Genomic DNA, 16,596 nt, shown 5'->3' with positions numbered 1-16,596 from the left:
ATGTTTAGAACTTCCAATCAAATTCATCCTCATTTTTAATTACAGCACCGATTTCTACTTTGACTACTTCATCAAATTCGGTTTGTAACACTGTCCAAAAATCTTCATTGAATAAATTTGAGAAAGAATCAAAGGTTTCAACTTCAAATGATTTTAATCCTTTTTTAGATAAAAATTCTTTGGACTCATTTGCGTTTTTACCGATAATTTTTTCTCCAAATAAAATCGCATTTGGGTTTGAAATGATGATGTAGCCTAACTTAAAATCTTCTTCCGCATAAAAAGTTAAGCGAGCTTTCAATGCATTATACATCATAATAAAATTATCTTCTTCATCTTTAAAAGTATGATTTGCTTTGCCGTAAATAGCTTCAGCATCTTTTTGTTTCATTCCAAAAAGAAGTTTATCATATCCGAATTTTGGTTTTATTTCCATTGTTATTTATTTTGAATGATGAGTTTTTTGGTTAATAAATTAAAGCGATAAAACAAAAATAAAGCAGCCACGGTTAAACCAGCCAACAAGCCAATCCAAACGCCAATTGCTTTTAAATCAGTATATAATCCTAAATAGATAGAAATAGGAAAACCAATAATCCAATACGCCACAAACGTAATATACATTGGAATTTTCACATCTTGCAATCCACGTAAAGCTCCTAAAACAACCACTTGTAATCCGTCTGAAATTTGAAACAAAGCTGCCACCAACAACAAATTGGAAGCTATTGCAACAACTTCTAAATTATCTTTCAAATAAACTGCTTGTTCTAAATCTAAAAACGGAAGCGGTAAAACTTTATGGAAAACGACAAAAATTAATGCAAAGAAAATCTCTAAAATAGTCGCCAATAAAAAGATAGAAATGGCCACAACTCGCAACTTTTTATAATCTTGCAAACCTTTTTGATTTCCCACACGAATCATTGCTGTGACACTCAATCCCATCGCAAACATAAAAGTTAGTGAAGCCAAACTCAACGCAATTTGATTGGCGGCTTGACTCGTTGTGCCAATCATTCCACAAAGCCAAATGGCTCCTGTGAACAATGCTACTTCAAAAAACATCTGCATTGCCGAAGGTGTTCCTAAGTTGACAATTTTTTTAATCGTTGTTTTCGAAATTTCATCCCAACTGAATTTTTCAAAATAGGGATGAAATTTAGGTTTCTTCACCATCACGTAATGCATAAAAGCAAGCATCACAATTCGCGAAGTAATTGTTCCGATGGCTGCTCCAATTATACCCATTTCCGGAAAAATCCAAATTCCAAAAATTAGAAAATAATTGATAACCACATTCACAATGTTAGCAATAATAGTTGCCCACATTGAATACTTAGTTTCACTTTTTCCGTCAGCAAATTGCTTGTAAGCCTGAAACATAATCAACGGAATGAGTGAAAATGCTACTATATCCAAATATGGTTTTGCCAAATTCACCACTTCTTCTGGCTGTCCCATAAAACTAATGATTGGTTTAGCAAAAAAGATAAGTAGAAACAAAATCGCACCTAATAAGGTACACAAAAACAAACCATTGTGAAATGCACTCCTCCCCTTTTCTATGGAGTTTTCGCCATCAGCTTCGGCAACAATTGGAGTGATAGCTGTAGAAAAACCAATTCCCAGCGACATTGCAATAAAAACAAAACTATTACCTAACGAAACAGCTGCCAATTCTTTTGGTCCGAGTTGACCCACCATCGCATTATCAACAATACCCACAACAGTGTGACCCAACATTCCAATGATGATGGGATAAGCCAACCGCATGTTATAGCTAAATTCTTTGGTATAGGTTTGAAATGTCATGCTATTTTATTATCGACGGCAAAAGTACATCATTTGGACTGATAAAATGAAAAGAAAAAGTTAAGGACAGTAACATCTTTGGCTTGGTAAAAAGAAAACGCTAATTTTATCCATAAAAATATCCCTTGCAAAAACTGTCAACTTCATTTGTTCTTTTCGGATTTCTTTTTCTAGCGTATTATGAAGGAAAATCACAATCTGCAAAAGACACCACTGCTCTTTCTGAAGTGATTTTGATTGGTTCGCCGATAAAAAATACAATGCAAAAAGTGTCTTCGTCGGTTGCACTAATTTCTGCCAAGGAAATCAGTCAAACCGATGGTGTGATTTTGACTCCGCTTCTCAACAAAACGGCTGGCGTTTATATGCAACAAGGTGCTTTGAATACAAATCGAATCACGATTCGTGGCATTGGAGCTCGTTCGCAATTTAGCACCAACCGAGTGAAAGCTTATTTTGAAGAAATTCCACTCTCAACAGGAGAAGGTGAAACGACTTTGGAAGATATTGATTTAAGTGTTTTGAATACAATTGAAATCATCAAAGGACCTAATTCCAGTAGTTTTGGTGCGGGTTTGGGAGGTGTAATTAGTTTGTTTGGAAATCAATTTTCGGAAGAAAATTCATTTATCAAATCATCTACAACAGTTGGTAGCTTTGGTTTGATTAAAAATTCGTTTTCCGGTCAAATGTCAAATTCCAAAACAAATTTATATGCCAATTACAGCAATTTGCAAAGCGAAGGTTTTAGAGCAAACAGCAGTTATGACAGACAATCAATTAATTTATTTGGAAAACATCAACTTTCGGAAAAAGGAAAATTGAACTTTATTGGAATTGCCACTCGATTGAAAGCTTTTATTCCAAGTTCGTTAAACCAAACCGATTTTGATACTTCTCCTGAAATTGCAGCTGCCAATTGGGCTGCGGCTAGAGGTTTTGAATCGTATGACAAATTGCTATTGGGAATGGGTTATGATCATACATTTTCAGAAAAATGGAATTGGAATTCAACTGTGTTTTCTAATTTTAAAGAAGCATACGAACCACGTCCCTTTGATATTTTAGAAGATAATATCGTGAATTTTGGTGTTCGAAGTAAATTAAATTATTCAGATAAAATATTCTCCTTACCCACAAAAATGAGTGTTGGAACAGAGTTATTGCGAGAAAAATATACTTTTTCTTTATATGAAAATTTATACCAAACCCAACCAGATCAAGGAAGTATTCAAGGAGATAAATTTAGTGATGCGAATCAGAACAGAAATTATGTCAATCTTTTTTGGCAGATGGAAGTGCAATTGTCAAGTAAGTTAAATTTAGAATCCGGAATTGCTTTTAATCAGACGAATTATACTCAAAAAGACGAATTTGATACAGATTCAACTACGAAAGAAAAGTATTCCTTTGATGCCATTTTGTCGCCAAGAATTGGTTTATCTTATCAATTTTCAAAAGGAAAAAATCTCTATTTTTCAGTTAGTAAAGGATTTTCACATCCAACGGTAGCCGAAACATTAACTCCTGAAGGTCAATTGAATTCTAATATTTTGCCGGAAATCGGTATCAATTATGAAATCGGGTTTAAAGGAAACTTTTTGAAGAATAAAATGTATACAGAAGTAAATATTTATGTGACCACAATTAAAAACTTACTGGTTGCCCGAAGAATAGCCGAAGATCAATATGTTGGAATTAATGCCGGAGAAAGTCTTCATCAGGGAATTGAATTTTTGATAAATGGCAAATTGCTTTCAACTGAAAAAATTCAATTAAATTCCTATTTTTCAGGAAGTTTAAATCATTTTGAATTTGTAGATTTTATAGACAATGACAATGATTTTTCTGGAAATCAATTGCCAAGTGTGCCGGAATTTCAATGGAATTTTGGTTTGGATTTAACTGCAAAATCATTCACTTTTTCAACTTCGTATCGAACGGTTGGCAAAATGTTTTTGAATGATGCAAATTCACTTTCTTCACAACCTTATCAATTGTTGGATATCAATACAAATTATACTTTTTCTATTTGGAAAAACTTAAATGCTACTATTCAATTTGGAATTCAAAATAGTTTGGATGAAAAATATGCCGCTAGCATTTTGCCTAATGCTGTTGGTTTTGGAAATGCACTTCCAAGGTATTTTTATCCAGGAAATCCGAGAAATTATTATGGCGGAATAAATCTAACGTATCAGTTTCAATAATTACTTTTTAACCGCTTGAACTTCTGAAACGGTAACCATTTTGGTGTGTTTATTCCCCCACGAATTCATGATATAATTCATCACATCTGCCACTTCTTCATCGGTCAAACCCATGGGTGACATCATGCCGTTATAATTTTTTCCATTTACTTTTATTGGACCTGACTGCCCGTATTTTACCGCGTGAATACTTTCCTTTCGTTTATTGACCAACCAATCTGAACCTGCTAAAGGAGGCACAGTTTCGCTTCCTTTTCCATTACCAAGATGGCATTGAATGCAAAAATCGGCATAAACTTCGTTACCGCGTTGAATGCTTTTTGTCAACTCATTATTTGATTGATTTAATGGTTGATAAGATGAATTTTCATCTCCAAAAATCAAAATTCCAATGGTTACAATTACTATATAAAATCCTTTCATTATTTTTTTGGTACAATTTTGATAATTCCTTTTCCTTCCACAGCCATATAAATGTAACCATCCGGACCTTGTTTTACATCACGCAATCTGCCAATATCAGTTCCTATTTTTTGACGTCCAATCACCTTTTCGCCATCTAATTTAACCAATTCCAAATATTGAAAAACCAAAGAACCCACTAATAAGTGTCCTTTCCAATTTGGATAAATATCACCCGTAACAAATGTCATTCCGCTCGGAGCAATTGAAGGAATCCAATAATAAAGTGGTTGTTCCATTCCTTCTTTTTCGGTTAGATTAGAAATAATTGAACCGTTATAATCAATTCCATAAGTAATAACCGGCCAACCATAATTGGCTGCTTTTTTAATAATATTGATTTCATCGCCTCCTCTTGGTCCGTGTTCATGTGTCCAAATTTTTCCGGTAACGGGATGCTTTGTCATACCTTGTGGATTTCTGTGACCATAAGAAAAAACAGCTTCTTTTGCCCCTTTTTGTCCAACAAACGGATTGTCTGCCGGAATTCTGCCATCATCATGCAAACGATACACTTTCCCGCCATCGCGAGTTATATCTTGTGGATTTTCAGGATGATTACCGCGATCTCCAATTGTGAAATAAAGATAACCTTCATTGTCAAAAGTGATTCTTGAACCAAAATGATGACCTCTAGTTGTATTTGGTGTTGCTTTGTAAAGTGTTTGAATTTGAGTTAAACTTTGTCCTTCTAGTTTGGCACGAACAAGTTGAGTGTGTGCTCCTTTTTCTTCACCTTCTTCCGAAGAGTAAGTGATATAAATCCATCCGTTTTTATCATAATTGGGATGAACGGTGATATCTAACAATCCGCCTTGACCTCTTGCAACCACTTTTGGTACATTTGAAATTTCTGCTTTTGTTTTGTCTTTGATGTGATAAATTGCTCCTGATTTTTCAGTCACCAACATCGACCCATCAGGTAACCATGTCATTCCCCATGGAATGGAAATATCGGTTGCTATTGTTTCAAAAGTATAATTAATTTCTTCAGGTTGCAAAACAACATCATTTGCTTTTTCTTGGGCTTTACAACTGAAAAGTGTAAAAAGTAGCAGTAAAATAAGTGGTCGTATCATAATTATTTTTTTTAAAAGTACATAAAAACGCAAAGAACATGTCCTAAAATTAAGCTAAAATTGAAATTAAAACGGATAACCAATGGCTAAATTAAATATCAAATTTTCTTTTCGCCAGCTACTGCTTCCAAAATTGATATCATCCAAAACCCAACGTTGACCGTCCGGCAAATAGGGTTTTCGGATAGGAAAAGCAAAGTCGGTTCGCAGTACTAAAAATGAAAAATCAAATCGAAGTCCAACTCCCGTCCCAACCGCGATTTCGTTCAAAAAATCTTTTGAAAATCTGGACCCCGGTTTGTTAGGATTGTCATTCATCAACCAAATATTTCCGGCATCAACAAACACCGCACCTTTTATGAAATTATAAATTTGAGTTCGGTATTCTGTATTGAATTCCAATTTCATATCACCTGATTCATCCGGCAAAAAAACGCCTGCATTAAGCGTATTATCGTAAGTTCCCGGACCAATAGATCGAGCTCTGAAGGCACGAATACTGTTAGTCCCGCCAATAAAAAATTGTTTAATAAATGGCATTTCTTCTGAATTTCCGTAGGCAAATCCGGCTCCAACAATGATTCGGCTAGCCAATTGTGATTCTTTTCCTAGTTTTAAATAATGACGAAATTCATTTTCAATTTTGACAAATTGACTAAATGGAACATTAAAAATTTCAACTTGTTTATCGTTTTTGACATCGGCTCCTATAAGTAAACCGGTAATATTTCCTGAAAAATCAACACTTCCCTTAAAGTAAAAAGTATTCTTTTTTCTTCTTTGCATGGTGTTGGTATAAGTGTAAGAATAAGTGGGTCCAAAAATCAATTGTTTCTCGATAATTCTTTCTAAGGACGGATTTAAATCAATTTGATCCCGATACAATTGTGTGACATTTTGTGGACTCGTATAGGTTATGTCCGAAACCATAAGTTGGTGTTCTTTTCGCTCATTTTCTTTCCATAAATAACCAAAAGAACCTTTGAACGTTTGAAGAGCATACAATTTTCTGCGTTCTTGATACTCATAACCTATGGTTGCTTTTGTTCTAGGCACAAATCCACTTGATGAAACAAATTTAAACGGTGCAATAATTCTTGGCCAAACCAAACTGGCTTCAGTTCCTACACGATAAACATTGAAACCATTATTTTGTCCTGAAACTTGTACTTCCATCCCGCCAAAGGCAGAGATAGTTAACAATTCTGCACCTCTGAAAGTATTTCTGTTACTCCAATTAATATTTAATTCCGTTCCGGTGTAATTGGCTGAATTGGTTTTAGCCAACAATTCTGTTCGAATGGATTTTTTAGGCATCGGTGTTAAATAATAAAAAGTATTCAGATAATTCCCGGTGGTATCTGCTACTTTAAATTCGTTTTTCACAAACTTAAAAGTTCCCATACTTACCAAACGATTCAATGACAAATTGTGATCTGTTCTGTTATACAAATCATTCTTTTTGAAATACAAAGTCCGGTCAAAAATGCGAGGTTTAAATAAATTCTCTGAATCGATTATAGTAAAATCATTATGTTTAACGATTGAATCCGAGGTAATTCGAACACTATCATTTTGAATGGTATAATTGGGATAAACCACAATGTCTTTTATCCGAAATTGCTTTTTAGCTAAATCAGGTGTTTCCTCTTTTATCTTCAAAAATAAATCTACTTGATGTGGTGCCACAGTTGTGTCGGCTTGAACCAATAAATAATCAGCATTAAAATAATAATATCCTTTTTCTTTTAAACGGGTATCAATACGAATTCGCTCTTCTTTAATGGTTTCTAAACTATAGCCTTGTTTTGGGCGTAATCTACTTCGTCTGGTTACATCTCTAATATCTTTTGCCAATTGTGTAGAATCATCCGGAAAAGTCACATTTCTAATGATGTATTTCTTTTTGGGTGTAACCGTATAAACTACGCTTGCTTTTTTATTTCTTCTAGTAGAATCGGAAGCGGTTTGTGCATTAAAATAACCACTGTTTTCAACATAATTCTGCAAAACATCTTGGTTATATTGTCGATCCACTTGACTAAACAAAACCGGTGCTTCTCCAACTGTGTTTCTCAACCAATGACGAAATCCTTTTTCCTTTTTTGGTTCGCCGGCAAGATTATAAAAATACAATTTTGGTTTTAAACCTAAAATGGACGAATTGGGTTTGGGGCGAAGTAAGCCTTCTAATTGATTTTTTAATTCTTTTTTCTCATTTCTTGAAATACTGTCTCCTTCAATTTTTACTTTTCCACCGGTGTATAATAATTCACCATCGGGCAAAAAACGAGTATTGCTACAAGAAGCAAAAAATGCAATTGTGAATAGAATAACTATGTTTTTGAAATTGTTCATCGGATTACTTTTTTGAGTGCTCTTCTTTTTTCTTACTGAAAATTTCTTTGAATTTATTATAATCAATGGTGACAATAAATGCCACACCGGTTTCAACCACTTCACCTAAAAGTGCCACTTGATAAAGGTTTCTTCGATAAGCTCTGACACGATAACGTCCATCTTTTGACAATTGATATTCTGCAGAAATATCGCCTGCAATATTTGAAGCATCTTGATTTTCTTGTTGTGGCCCTTCCAATCCAAAACTGCTTCCTACGTTAATTTTTAAGCGATCGTCTAATAATTTTTTAGAAAGTGCCACATTCAAATCGGTCCGGGTTTCGCGTTGGCCGGTGGTAAAATCGTCGGAGGAATCTAAATCAAATTCCAATTCAAAACCTTTGATAATATCTCCGGCTAAATTGTTCAGTTGTTGCGATAAAATTTTACTTGCACTCTCTCTTGCTAACGAAGAAGCAGTTGGACCACCTGATAAGGCAAACGGATTTTCTCCCACAAAACGGTTCAATAAAAGTAATGCAAAAACCTGTTTGTTCATTTCATCAGGTTGCTGACGAAGTTGAGCCAATCTGGTTTGTGTCATATTGATAATGTCGGTTGAAACACTGTTGTTTCCTTCCGGAAGCACAATGTTAAATGCAATATCAGGTTTCATTAAATCTCCGGTCATTATTAGTTCCGTTTCAAACGGAATTCGTTGCATGTAACGATTTCTAACATCGGCTGTAACCGCTCCCAATTGATCACTCACCAAATCAAGAGGCGAAGTTTCAGTTTTGTAAATTGCCGTAATATTAATATTCGCCGAAGTTGGTTCACCTGTCCAAAGAATATAACTACCACTTTTTATATCAAACTTTCTTTTGATTAAATTAAAACTCATTTCATAACTTCCTTCAGTAAACTCATATCTTCCTGTCAAAGTTGTTTTTCCGGAAGGGTCAATTCCACCACTTAATTGAGCTTCGCCTTTTAACTTTAAAAAATCTCCATTTGCTTTATCAATAATGATAGAAAACTCTGCTTCTTTATCAATTTCGATGTTGACTGAAGCTAAAATTCCACGAATGGAACTTGTATTTAATGAATCTCTCAAGGCTAAAGAATCATCAAATAATTTCACCGTATTTGGATCAATGAATTCCACAATTCCTTCACGATCAGCAATGGAAGGATCCGATTGTGGTAAAACAACCGTAAATTTTGTGTCTTCATTTACCCTCAAAGTTCCATTCACTACCGGACTATTCATGTCGCCACGAATGTTTAATCTAGTGTCAACATACAACTCACCATAATATAAATCACTGTCTTTAGCAGTTGAATTAATTGCTTTAAAATTATTGGCAATGACCGCTAAATCAAATCGAAAATCACGATAGGTTGAAGTTAGAACGCTACCATTGATATTCAAATCATTGTCTTTTTCATCTTTAATTTCAAAATTGTCAAACACGATGGATTCACCGGTAAATTTGATTTGATCAGTAATGGATTTAAAACTGGAATTAAGTGAGGTGACTTTAAATCCGATTTCATTAAAGTCTAATGTTCCTATTACTTTGGGCTTATCAACTGTTCCTGAAATATCAAAATTTCCTGTAAAGAAACCTTTTCCATTCGTCAAATTTCCCATTGTAAATCCTTGAATACTTTTTAAATTCAATTTATCAATGGCTAATTTCATATCAAAACTACTGTCGCTCGTGCGATAAAAACCATTCAAATCCACTTTATTATCTTGGCTGGTAATCGATACTTCTGCGTTGAAAGTAGCAGCGGTTTCGTTATTCACTTTTAATTTAACATCACCAACTGTATCCTTTTTGAAAGTGAAATTTTCTATAGTTAAATCGGAAGTAAAAATTGGGGTTGAATTAATGTTTCTAATATTGGCATTCCCATTGATTCTTCCGGTCATTTCTAACTGACTTCTTTGAGCAAAACTAGTTAACGTTTCTATCTCAAAATTATCAAAATCAATCGCAATTGGAGCATTCAAATTACTGGATTCCGATTGAATAGTTAGTTTGTTTTCACCTTTTGAAAGATCAAAGTTGGAGGCATTAATGCCTTGTTGTCCAAAACGAATTAAATTATCCGCTGCCATTTGCCATTCGTTGTAATTTAAAACAAGTTTTTCTGAATCTAAACTCACTTCGTTTAAACCGTTTTTAGCTTCCAATGTTCCGGCTACAAAATAGCGTTCCTTTCCTTTATCATCTTGCAATTGTAAAGCATATTCTATTACATTATTTTCTGCCTTTCCGGTTAAACTGGTATGTGGAATTTGAAATTGTTCATTTTGAATATCATCCACAATCACGCTATAAACTAGTGCATTTTCTACGGTATTCAAATCGATTACAGCATTTGTAATTGTAATTTCTCCATATTTAATCAATGGAATTTTTCCTTTCATGACAATGGAATCATTCACTATGTTGTATCTTCCATCGATAGAAATAGGTTCTAAACCGGTTAAATCGGGAATTATTTTTTGCAGTATTGGTGTGTTTTTTACGGCTACATTAAAGGTAAAATGTTGTTCTTCTATATTTTTTACGGTTACAGTTTCAGGTGAATTATAATATTTTTGAATAGAATTTGAAAGTGATGTTCCTATTTTTGATAATTTGTATTTCCCTAAAATGGCGGCATCCAAAAATTGAGATTCGACTTGTATACTATTATTTTCAGCGGTTGATGTTGCCGAAATTTTGATAGAGTCTAATGTAAATTGCTCCTTTTCGTTGGCCAAAACAAATTCATGCAAAACAACATCGCCATTCAAAAAATCAATGTCGGTCGATGCCATATCGGCTTCAACAATTCCTTTGAATCGGAATGGTTTATCCATGAAATTAAGTTTTTGCAAATCGACCATTTCTAAATTTAACGTTAGTTTTCCGGTTGGATATTCGGTTTTAAAACTTCCTGAAGCAATTCCGTCAAAGGTGATATTTGGATCTTGACTGGCAGTTGTGATTTCAAAATCCCCATTTTGGATTGCTCCTTTTAATGAAACATTTTGGTACGTATAAGAATTGAAAGTCGCTTTGATAACGTCTAAATTCGCATCAGCTGAAGCGGTTTTGGGTTCTAAACCAACTCCTTTTACATCGGTTTTTAAAGTCAGCTTTCCGATGGAATCATTTTTAATCAACTTACCTAAATCAAATTCTGTTAAATCAATTTGAGCATCATAACGTTCGTTTCCTTTTTGGGATTGATCGAAATGTGCGACCACTTTTGCATCACCAAAACTACTTTTCAAATTTAAATTGGTTTCAAAATCATTGATTAATCCTTTGAAATTCCCATTTATATTGAAAATAGAAGGTAGCTGAATGTTGGTTGGAATTGTATTTGACGGAACAAACGTTAACACATCATTGGAAGTAGACTGAAATTGATCAATTGAAAGATCAAAATACGTTTTTTCAATATCGGGTAAACCAACGATTGTTCCGGAAAGTGATGCATTGGTTTGACCAATTCCGCTGATTTGAAAAAAGGGAATTTGTAGATTGCCAACTTTTCCTGAAAGTTCGGTATTTAATAACAAAATAGCATTTGGATGACTTTTAAACGGATTATCCTGAGCCAATTGCGGAGCAAAAAGCAATAAATCTTGAAAGGCTATTTTGGTTTGTATCAGTTTGGCACTTATCGCAATCTCACTCGTATTTTCAGTCATTGATTCCAGCGAGGAAAAACCTAAAACCAACTTATTTTTAATTTCGGTTTTTGGTGTTTTGATGAACAATTTTTCAAGTGAAATACCGGTTGGCGTCATCTTAAAATCAGTTGAAAACGATTGAATTTCCAGACCGCTCTTATCATTTACTTGAAACGAATGAATAGTAGCAGCCATGTCTTCGGCGGCATAGCTTAGCTTTGAAGCATCGAGATTTAGATTTTGAAGATGAAGATGCCTATAATCGATTCCTTTTGCGATTGGTATTGATTTTTCGTCGTCGAATTGAAAGTCTAATTTTTCAATTAAAATTTTATCCAGTTTCAATTTCCAATTGTTGGGAGTGTTTTCAGTTACTGATTCTTTTGTCACTTGTTCCTCAATTTTTCCAAAAACAAGGTTGGCTTTTGTTTGCTTTAAATCGAATGAAGCGATATCGATAAATTGTTTTTTTAAATCAATTTCGTTGAATTTGATCAGTAATTTTTCAAAAGCTAATCCGGTTTCCAGATAATTGGATTCATACTCAAAACGAATATCGATTTTTCTTAAATCGACTTCGCCTATTCTTAATTTTAGGTTGGGTTCTTTTTTTGCATCTTCAGCCACTTCTTTAGTATTTTGAAGCACTTGGCCGACACCTTGTTTTAACTTTAAGTTTAAGTTTTCAACCACTATTTTTGGCACTTCAAAATCCAAATTTTCTAAATCAAAAGATTTAACTCTTGTATCAAAATGACCTAATGTAAGGTTGAAATCGTTTTTTGTTAACGCATCTTTGAAACTGAATTGAATGTTATTCAAATTAATTTTATCTAAAAGAATTTCAGTTGATTTTGATTCTTCTTTAGGTTCTTCAGTAGCGAAAGCATTGATGATGTAATCAAAATTGAATTCCCCTTTTTCATTTCGATTGATGTTGGAAACGATGCCGGTTAGTTCAACATTTTCTATTTCAACTTTGCTACGGATGAGTTTGAATAAACTAAGGTTGACCAATACTTTTTCGGCATATAAAAGTGTATCTTTTTGTTGGTCTTGAAGATAGATTCCTTCTACGATTACGTTTTTTGGTAAACCGATTTCAATTTTATCAATGGAAACTTTGGTTTGAATTTTGTCTTCAAGGTAGGAAACCGCTTTTTCTTTAACAAAATTTTGCACAGCAGGAACTTGAAGCAAAATCACCAAAAGCAAAAAAATAAACACAATGGAACCCAGTATCCAAAGGAATATTTTTAGTACTTTTCTAAAATTCTTTTTCAAAATTTGCCGATTTGGTTAAAGATGCTTTTGGTGGTATTTTCTATTAGAAAAAATCACACACCTAACAAAGATAGTTTTCTGACAGCATAAATGTTTATAGAATTATAATGTTTTGTTATAGAATTTCTTAATGATTGGAAATTATTGATGGCACGCTTTCCTTCAGGGTTAGCAGCGGAAATCCTAGTTGTGCGGCCAAAAAAATTACTTTTCAGCCTTCAACATATCACGATACATGGCAATATTTTCTTTGACTTTATCGTCTAATTCAGGTTCTTTGATGTCTGTTATTTTTGATAATTCATCAAGAATTGTTTTTGCAACAATATATCGGGCTGTTTCTTTGTTATCGGCCGGAACAATGTACCAAGGAGCATGTGGTTTTGAGGTTTTGTTGATGGCTTCTTCATAACATTTTTGGTAGTCATCCCAAAGAGCTCTTTCTTTCAAATCACCGGGCGAAAATTTCCAATTGTGCTTCTCGGTTTCTAATCTTCGAATCAATCGTTCACGCTGTTCTTCTTTGCTTAAATGTAAAAAAAACTTCAATATCACAACGCCATTTCTGGTAATGTGTTTTTCAAAATCATTGATGCTTTCAAATCTTTTCTCCCAAAATTCAGGAGTTATGTCGTCTACCGATTCGATACCCGGAATATTTTCATTCATAATATAATAGGGATGCACTCGCGTCACTAAAACATTTTCATAATGGGTTCTGTTAAAAACTGAAAACTTTCCTTTTTCGGGCAAAGCCAAGTAATGCCGCCACAAAAAATCGTGTTCTAACTCTGTGGAATGCGGTGTTTTAAAACTGTGAACCACAACACCTCTGGCATTGATTTCTTTGAAAACTTCGCGAATCAAACTGTCTTTTCCGGCAGTATCCATTCCTTGCAAGCAAATCAAAACGCCATAGCGATTGTGAGCATACATTATGTCTTGAAGTTTACTTAACTTTTCACGCACTTTTTGGATTTCTTTTTCTTTTTTCTTTTCAGAGGTTTCAACATTAAAAAAGGTTGGAACGTCTTTGAGATGTATGGGTGCCGCAACTTTAAATTGGTGCGGATTAATGTTTTTCATAGTAAAACAAATTATAATGTTTAAATTTATACCAAAATACGAAAAATTATGCAGAACTTTCAGTTAGAAGTTTTTTTACATATTTTAGGAATTGGAGCCGCTTCAGGTTTAGTTTTTACTCAAAACGAACTTTTTTTAATCTCAGACAATAGTTCTTATTTATACAATTATTCCTTTGAAGATGAGAAACTCAATAAAATTGCTTTGATTGAAAATGCTTCAGAAAATATACCAAAAAAAGAAAAACCCGATTTTGAGTCAATCACTTTATTCAACAATCAACTTTATATTTTTGGTTCGGGATCGAGTGAAAATCGCAACGCACTTTATATTTATAATTTGAAAAACGAAACCGTTAAAGAACGAAATATTAAAATTCAACACGATAGTTTGAAAATTAAATCGGGAATTTCGGCAGAAGATTTCAATATTGAAGGTGTCGTTTATTATCAAAATAAAACATTATTATTCCAACGAGGAAATGGTATTGGAGCAAAAAATGGCGTTTTTATATTGGATGAACAAAAAAAAGAGGTGCGTTTTCAACCAATTGATTTACCAAAAATTAATGGTGTTGCAGCTACTTTTACTGATGCTGTTTTGGTTTCAAATACTATTTATTTTTTAGCTGCTGCAGAAAATTCCAATTCCACTTTTGACGATGGTGAAGTTGTGGGAAGCATTATCGGGAGCTTAACCCCTGAGAGTTTAGAAATTAATTTTACTAAAAAAATTTCAGATACTCACAAGTTTGAAGGCATAACATTTTTTAGAAAACAAGATAGCGTTTTAGAGTTTTTATTGTGTGAAGATAATGATGCTAATCTATTAGAATCTACTATTTACAAACTGACACTACATCAATAAAAAAACTGCCAACATTAAAAATGATGACAGTTTTGATAATTTTATTCCAGAAATTATTTTTCAATTTCGCGAAGGTTTTCCATTTTTTTCATAGCCAAGAATCCTTTGATATCTTCAAAATGTTCTTTGACGCGTTTGTTGCCAAATTCAAAGACTTTGGTCGCCAAGCCATCAAGAAAATCACGGTCGTGTGAAACGAGAATTAACGTACCATCAAAATCTCGCAACGCATCTTTAATGATGTCTTTGGTTTTCATATCTAAGTGGTTGGACGGCTCATCAAGAATAAGCAAATTCACCGGTTCAAGCAATAATTTTATCATGGCCAAGCGGGTTTTTTCGCCACCGGAAAGCACTTTTACTTTTTTGGTGATATCGTCTCCATGAAACATAAAAGCTCCAAGTATGTTTTTTATTTGCGTCCGCACGTCGCCCACGGCAATGTCGTCAATGGTTTCAAAAATGGTTGCATTTTCGTCTAATAACGAGGCTTGATTTTGAGCAAAATAACCAATTTGTGCGTTGTGACCGATTTCTACGCTTCCTCCGTTGATTTCGATTTCTTTCATGATGGCTTTGATCATGGTTGATTTTCCTTCGCCATTTTTACCCACAAAAGCAACTTTGTCGCCTCTTTCAATCACAATATTGGCATCTTTAAAAATCAATTTATCGCCATACGATTTTTCTAAATCTTTAACGATTACAGGATATTGACCTGAGCGAATGGCAGGAGGAAATTTTAATTTTAATGCCGAGGTATCGACCTCATCAACTTGAACTAAAACGAGTTTTTCAAGCATTTTTACACGTGATTGAACAGCATCTGTTTTAGAAAAAGTGCCTTTAAAACGATCGATAAACGTTTGATTATCGGCAATCATTTTTTGCTGTTCGTCGTAGGCTTTTTGTTGGTGAATTCTTCGGTCTTTTCTGAGTTCTAAATAATGGGTATATTTTGCTTTGTAGTCATAAATACGTCCCATCGTCACTTCGATGGTTCTATTGGTGATGTTATCTACAAAAGCTCTATCGTGTGAAATGACCACAACTGCCTTGGCTGAATTGATTAAAAAATCTTCTAACCATTGAATACTTTCGATATCCATGTGATTGGTTGGCTCATCGAGAAGAATCAAGTCGGGTTTGCGTAGAAGGATTTTGGCTAACTCAATACGCATTCTCCAACCTCCGGAAAATTCGGAAGTTTGACGTGTGAAATCGGTTCTTTCAAATCCTAATCCGGTTAATATTTTTTCAACTTCGGCTTCATAATTGATTTCTTCAATGGCATAAAATTTCTCGCTCAAATCGGAAACTCGTTCAATTAACTTCATGTAATCATCACTTTCATAATCGGTTCGGATGGTTAACTGCTCATTAATTTCGTCGATTTCAGCTTTCATTTTGAAGATTTCTCCAAAAGCTTTTGAAGCTTCTTCCATGACAGTCGAACCGTCTTGCGTCAATAAATGTTGAGGCAAATAGGCAACCACGGCATCTCTTGGTACAGAAACATTTCCGGTGGACGGTTTACTTTCTCCTGCAATTATCTTTAAAAGTGTCGATTTGCCGGCACCGTTTTTTCCCATCAAGGCAATTTTGTCGTTTTCATTGATGGCAAAAGAAACATCGCTGAACAAAGTGGTTCCGCTAAAGTGAACGGAGATATCGTTTACTGTAATCATTTTAGATTGTTGGATTTTTAGATTATTCGATTTTTGGATTTTCGAATGTTCAAATTTTCAAG

At 34.0% G+C, this 16,596-nt stretch carries 10 protein-coding genes; 2 read left to right on the top strand and 8 right to left on the bottom strand.

The window, feature by feature from the left end; genetic code table 11:
• Nucleotides 1–4: 4 nt before the first annotated feature.
• Entirely contained in the window at nt 5–436 is a 432-nt protein-coding gene (locus tag B3L86_RS13480; RefSeq protein WP_291120329.1) for a hypothetical protein, read from the bottom strand.
• A gap of 2 nt (nt 437–438) precedes the next feature.
• Nucleotides 439–1,815, bottom strand: coding sequence for an MATE family efflux transporter (locus B3L86_RS13475; protein ID WP_291120327.1), 1,377 nt, complete (start codon nt 1,813–1,815; stop codon nt 439–441).
• A 125-nt stretch (nt 1,816–1,940) separates the two neighbouring features.
• Between B3L86_RS13475 and B3L86_RS13470 the strand changes: the two genes are divergently transcribed.
• On the top strand, nt 1,941–4,025 hold the full coding sequence (locus B3L86_RS13470; protein WP_291120325.1) for a TonB-dependent receptor: 2,085 nt from the start codon (nt 1,941–1,943) through the stop codon (nt 4,023–4,025).
• Here B3L86_RS13470 and B3L86_RS13465 read toward each other — a convergent pair whose 3' ends face one another.
• From B3L86_RS13465 to B3L86_RS13445, 5 genes are all read right to left on the bottom strand, one after another.
• Complete coding sequence (locus B3L86_RS13465; protein ID WP_291120323.1) at nt 4,026–4,448, bottom strand: c-type cytochrome; 423 nt, start codon at nt 4,446–4,448, stop codon at nt 4,026–4,028. It lies immediately after the preceding gene.
• Complete coding sequence (locus tag B3L86_RS13460; protein ID WP_291120321.1) at nt 4,448–5,566, bottom strand: PQQ-dependent sugar dehydrogenase; 1,119 nt, start codon at nt 5,564–5,566, stop codon at nt 4,448–4,450. Before B3L86_RS13460 ends, B3L86_RS13465 begins: the two co-directional genes overlap by 1 nt.
• A 66-nt stretch (nt 5,567–5,632) precedes the next feature.
• Entirely contained in the window at nt 5,633–7,924 is a 2,292-nt protein-coding gene (locus B3L86_RS13455) for a BamA/TamA family outer membrane protein (protein ID WP_291120319.1), read from the bottom strand.
• Between the two features lie 4 nt (nt 7,925–7,928).
• Nucleotides 7,929–12,893, bottom strand: coding sequence for a translocation/assembly module TamB domain-containing protein (locus tag B3L86_RS13450; RefSeq protein WP_291120317.1), 4,965 nt, complete (start codon nt 12,891–12,893; stop codon nt 7,929–7,931).
• Nucleotides 12,894–13,097: 204 nt separating this feature from the next.
• Complete coding sequence (locus B3L86_RS13445; RefSeq protein WP_291120315.1) at nt 13,098–13,979, bottom strand: PPK2 family polyphosphate kinase; 882 nt, start codon at nt 13,977–13,979, stop codon at nt 13,098–13,100.
• A gap of 48 nt (nt 13,980–14,027) precedes the next feature.
• Here B3L86_RS13445 and B3L86_RS13440 point away from each other — a divergent pair, with 48 nt between their 5' ends.
• A complete protein-coding gene (locus B3L86_RS13440; protein ID WP_291120313.1) occupies nt 14,028–14,846 on the top strand; it encodes a DUF6929 family protein in 819 nt (272 codons plus the stop codon).
• 53 nt (nt 14,847–14,899) lie between these two features.
• On the opposite strand, the gene B3L86_RS13435 is transcribed toward B3L86_RS13440, so the two are convergent.
• The gene (locus B3L86_RS13435) at nt 14,900–16,534 is read right to left on the bottom strand and encodes an ABC-F family ATP-binding cassette domain-containing protein (protein ID WP_291120312.1); all 1,635 of its coding nucleotides are present in this window, start codon (nt 16,532–16,534) and stop codon (nt 14,900–14,902) included.
• Between the last annotated feature and the right edge of the window lie 62 nt (nt 16,535–16,596).

Origin of the sequence: Flavobacterium sp. UBA6135, from assembly GCF_002428305.1 — a bacterium.
Classification (GTDB): domain Bacteria; phylum Bacteroidota; class Bacteroidia; order Flavobacteriales; family Flavobacteriaceae; genus Flavobacterium.
Note: the sequence above shows the minus strand (reverse complement) of the source record. Positions and strands in the feature narration are given on the sequence as shown.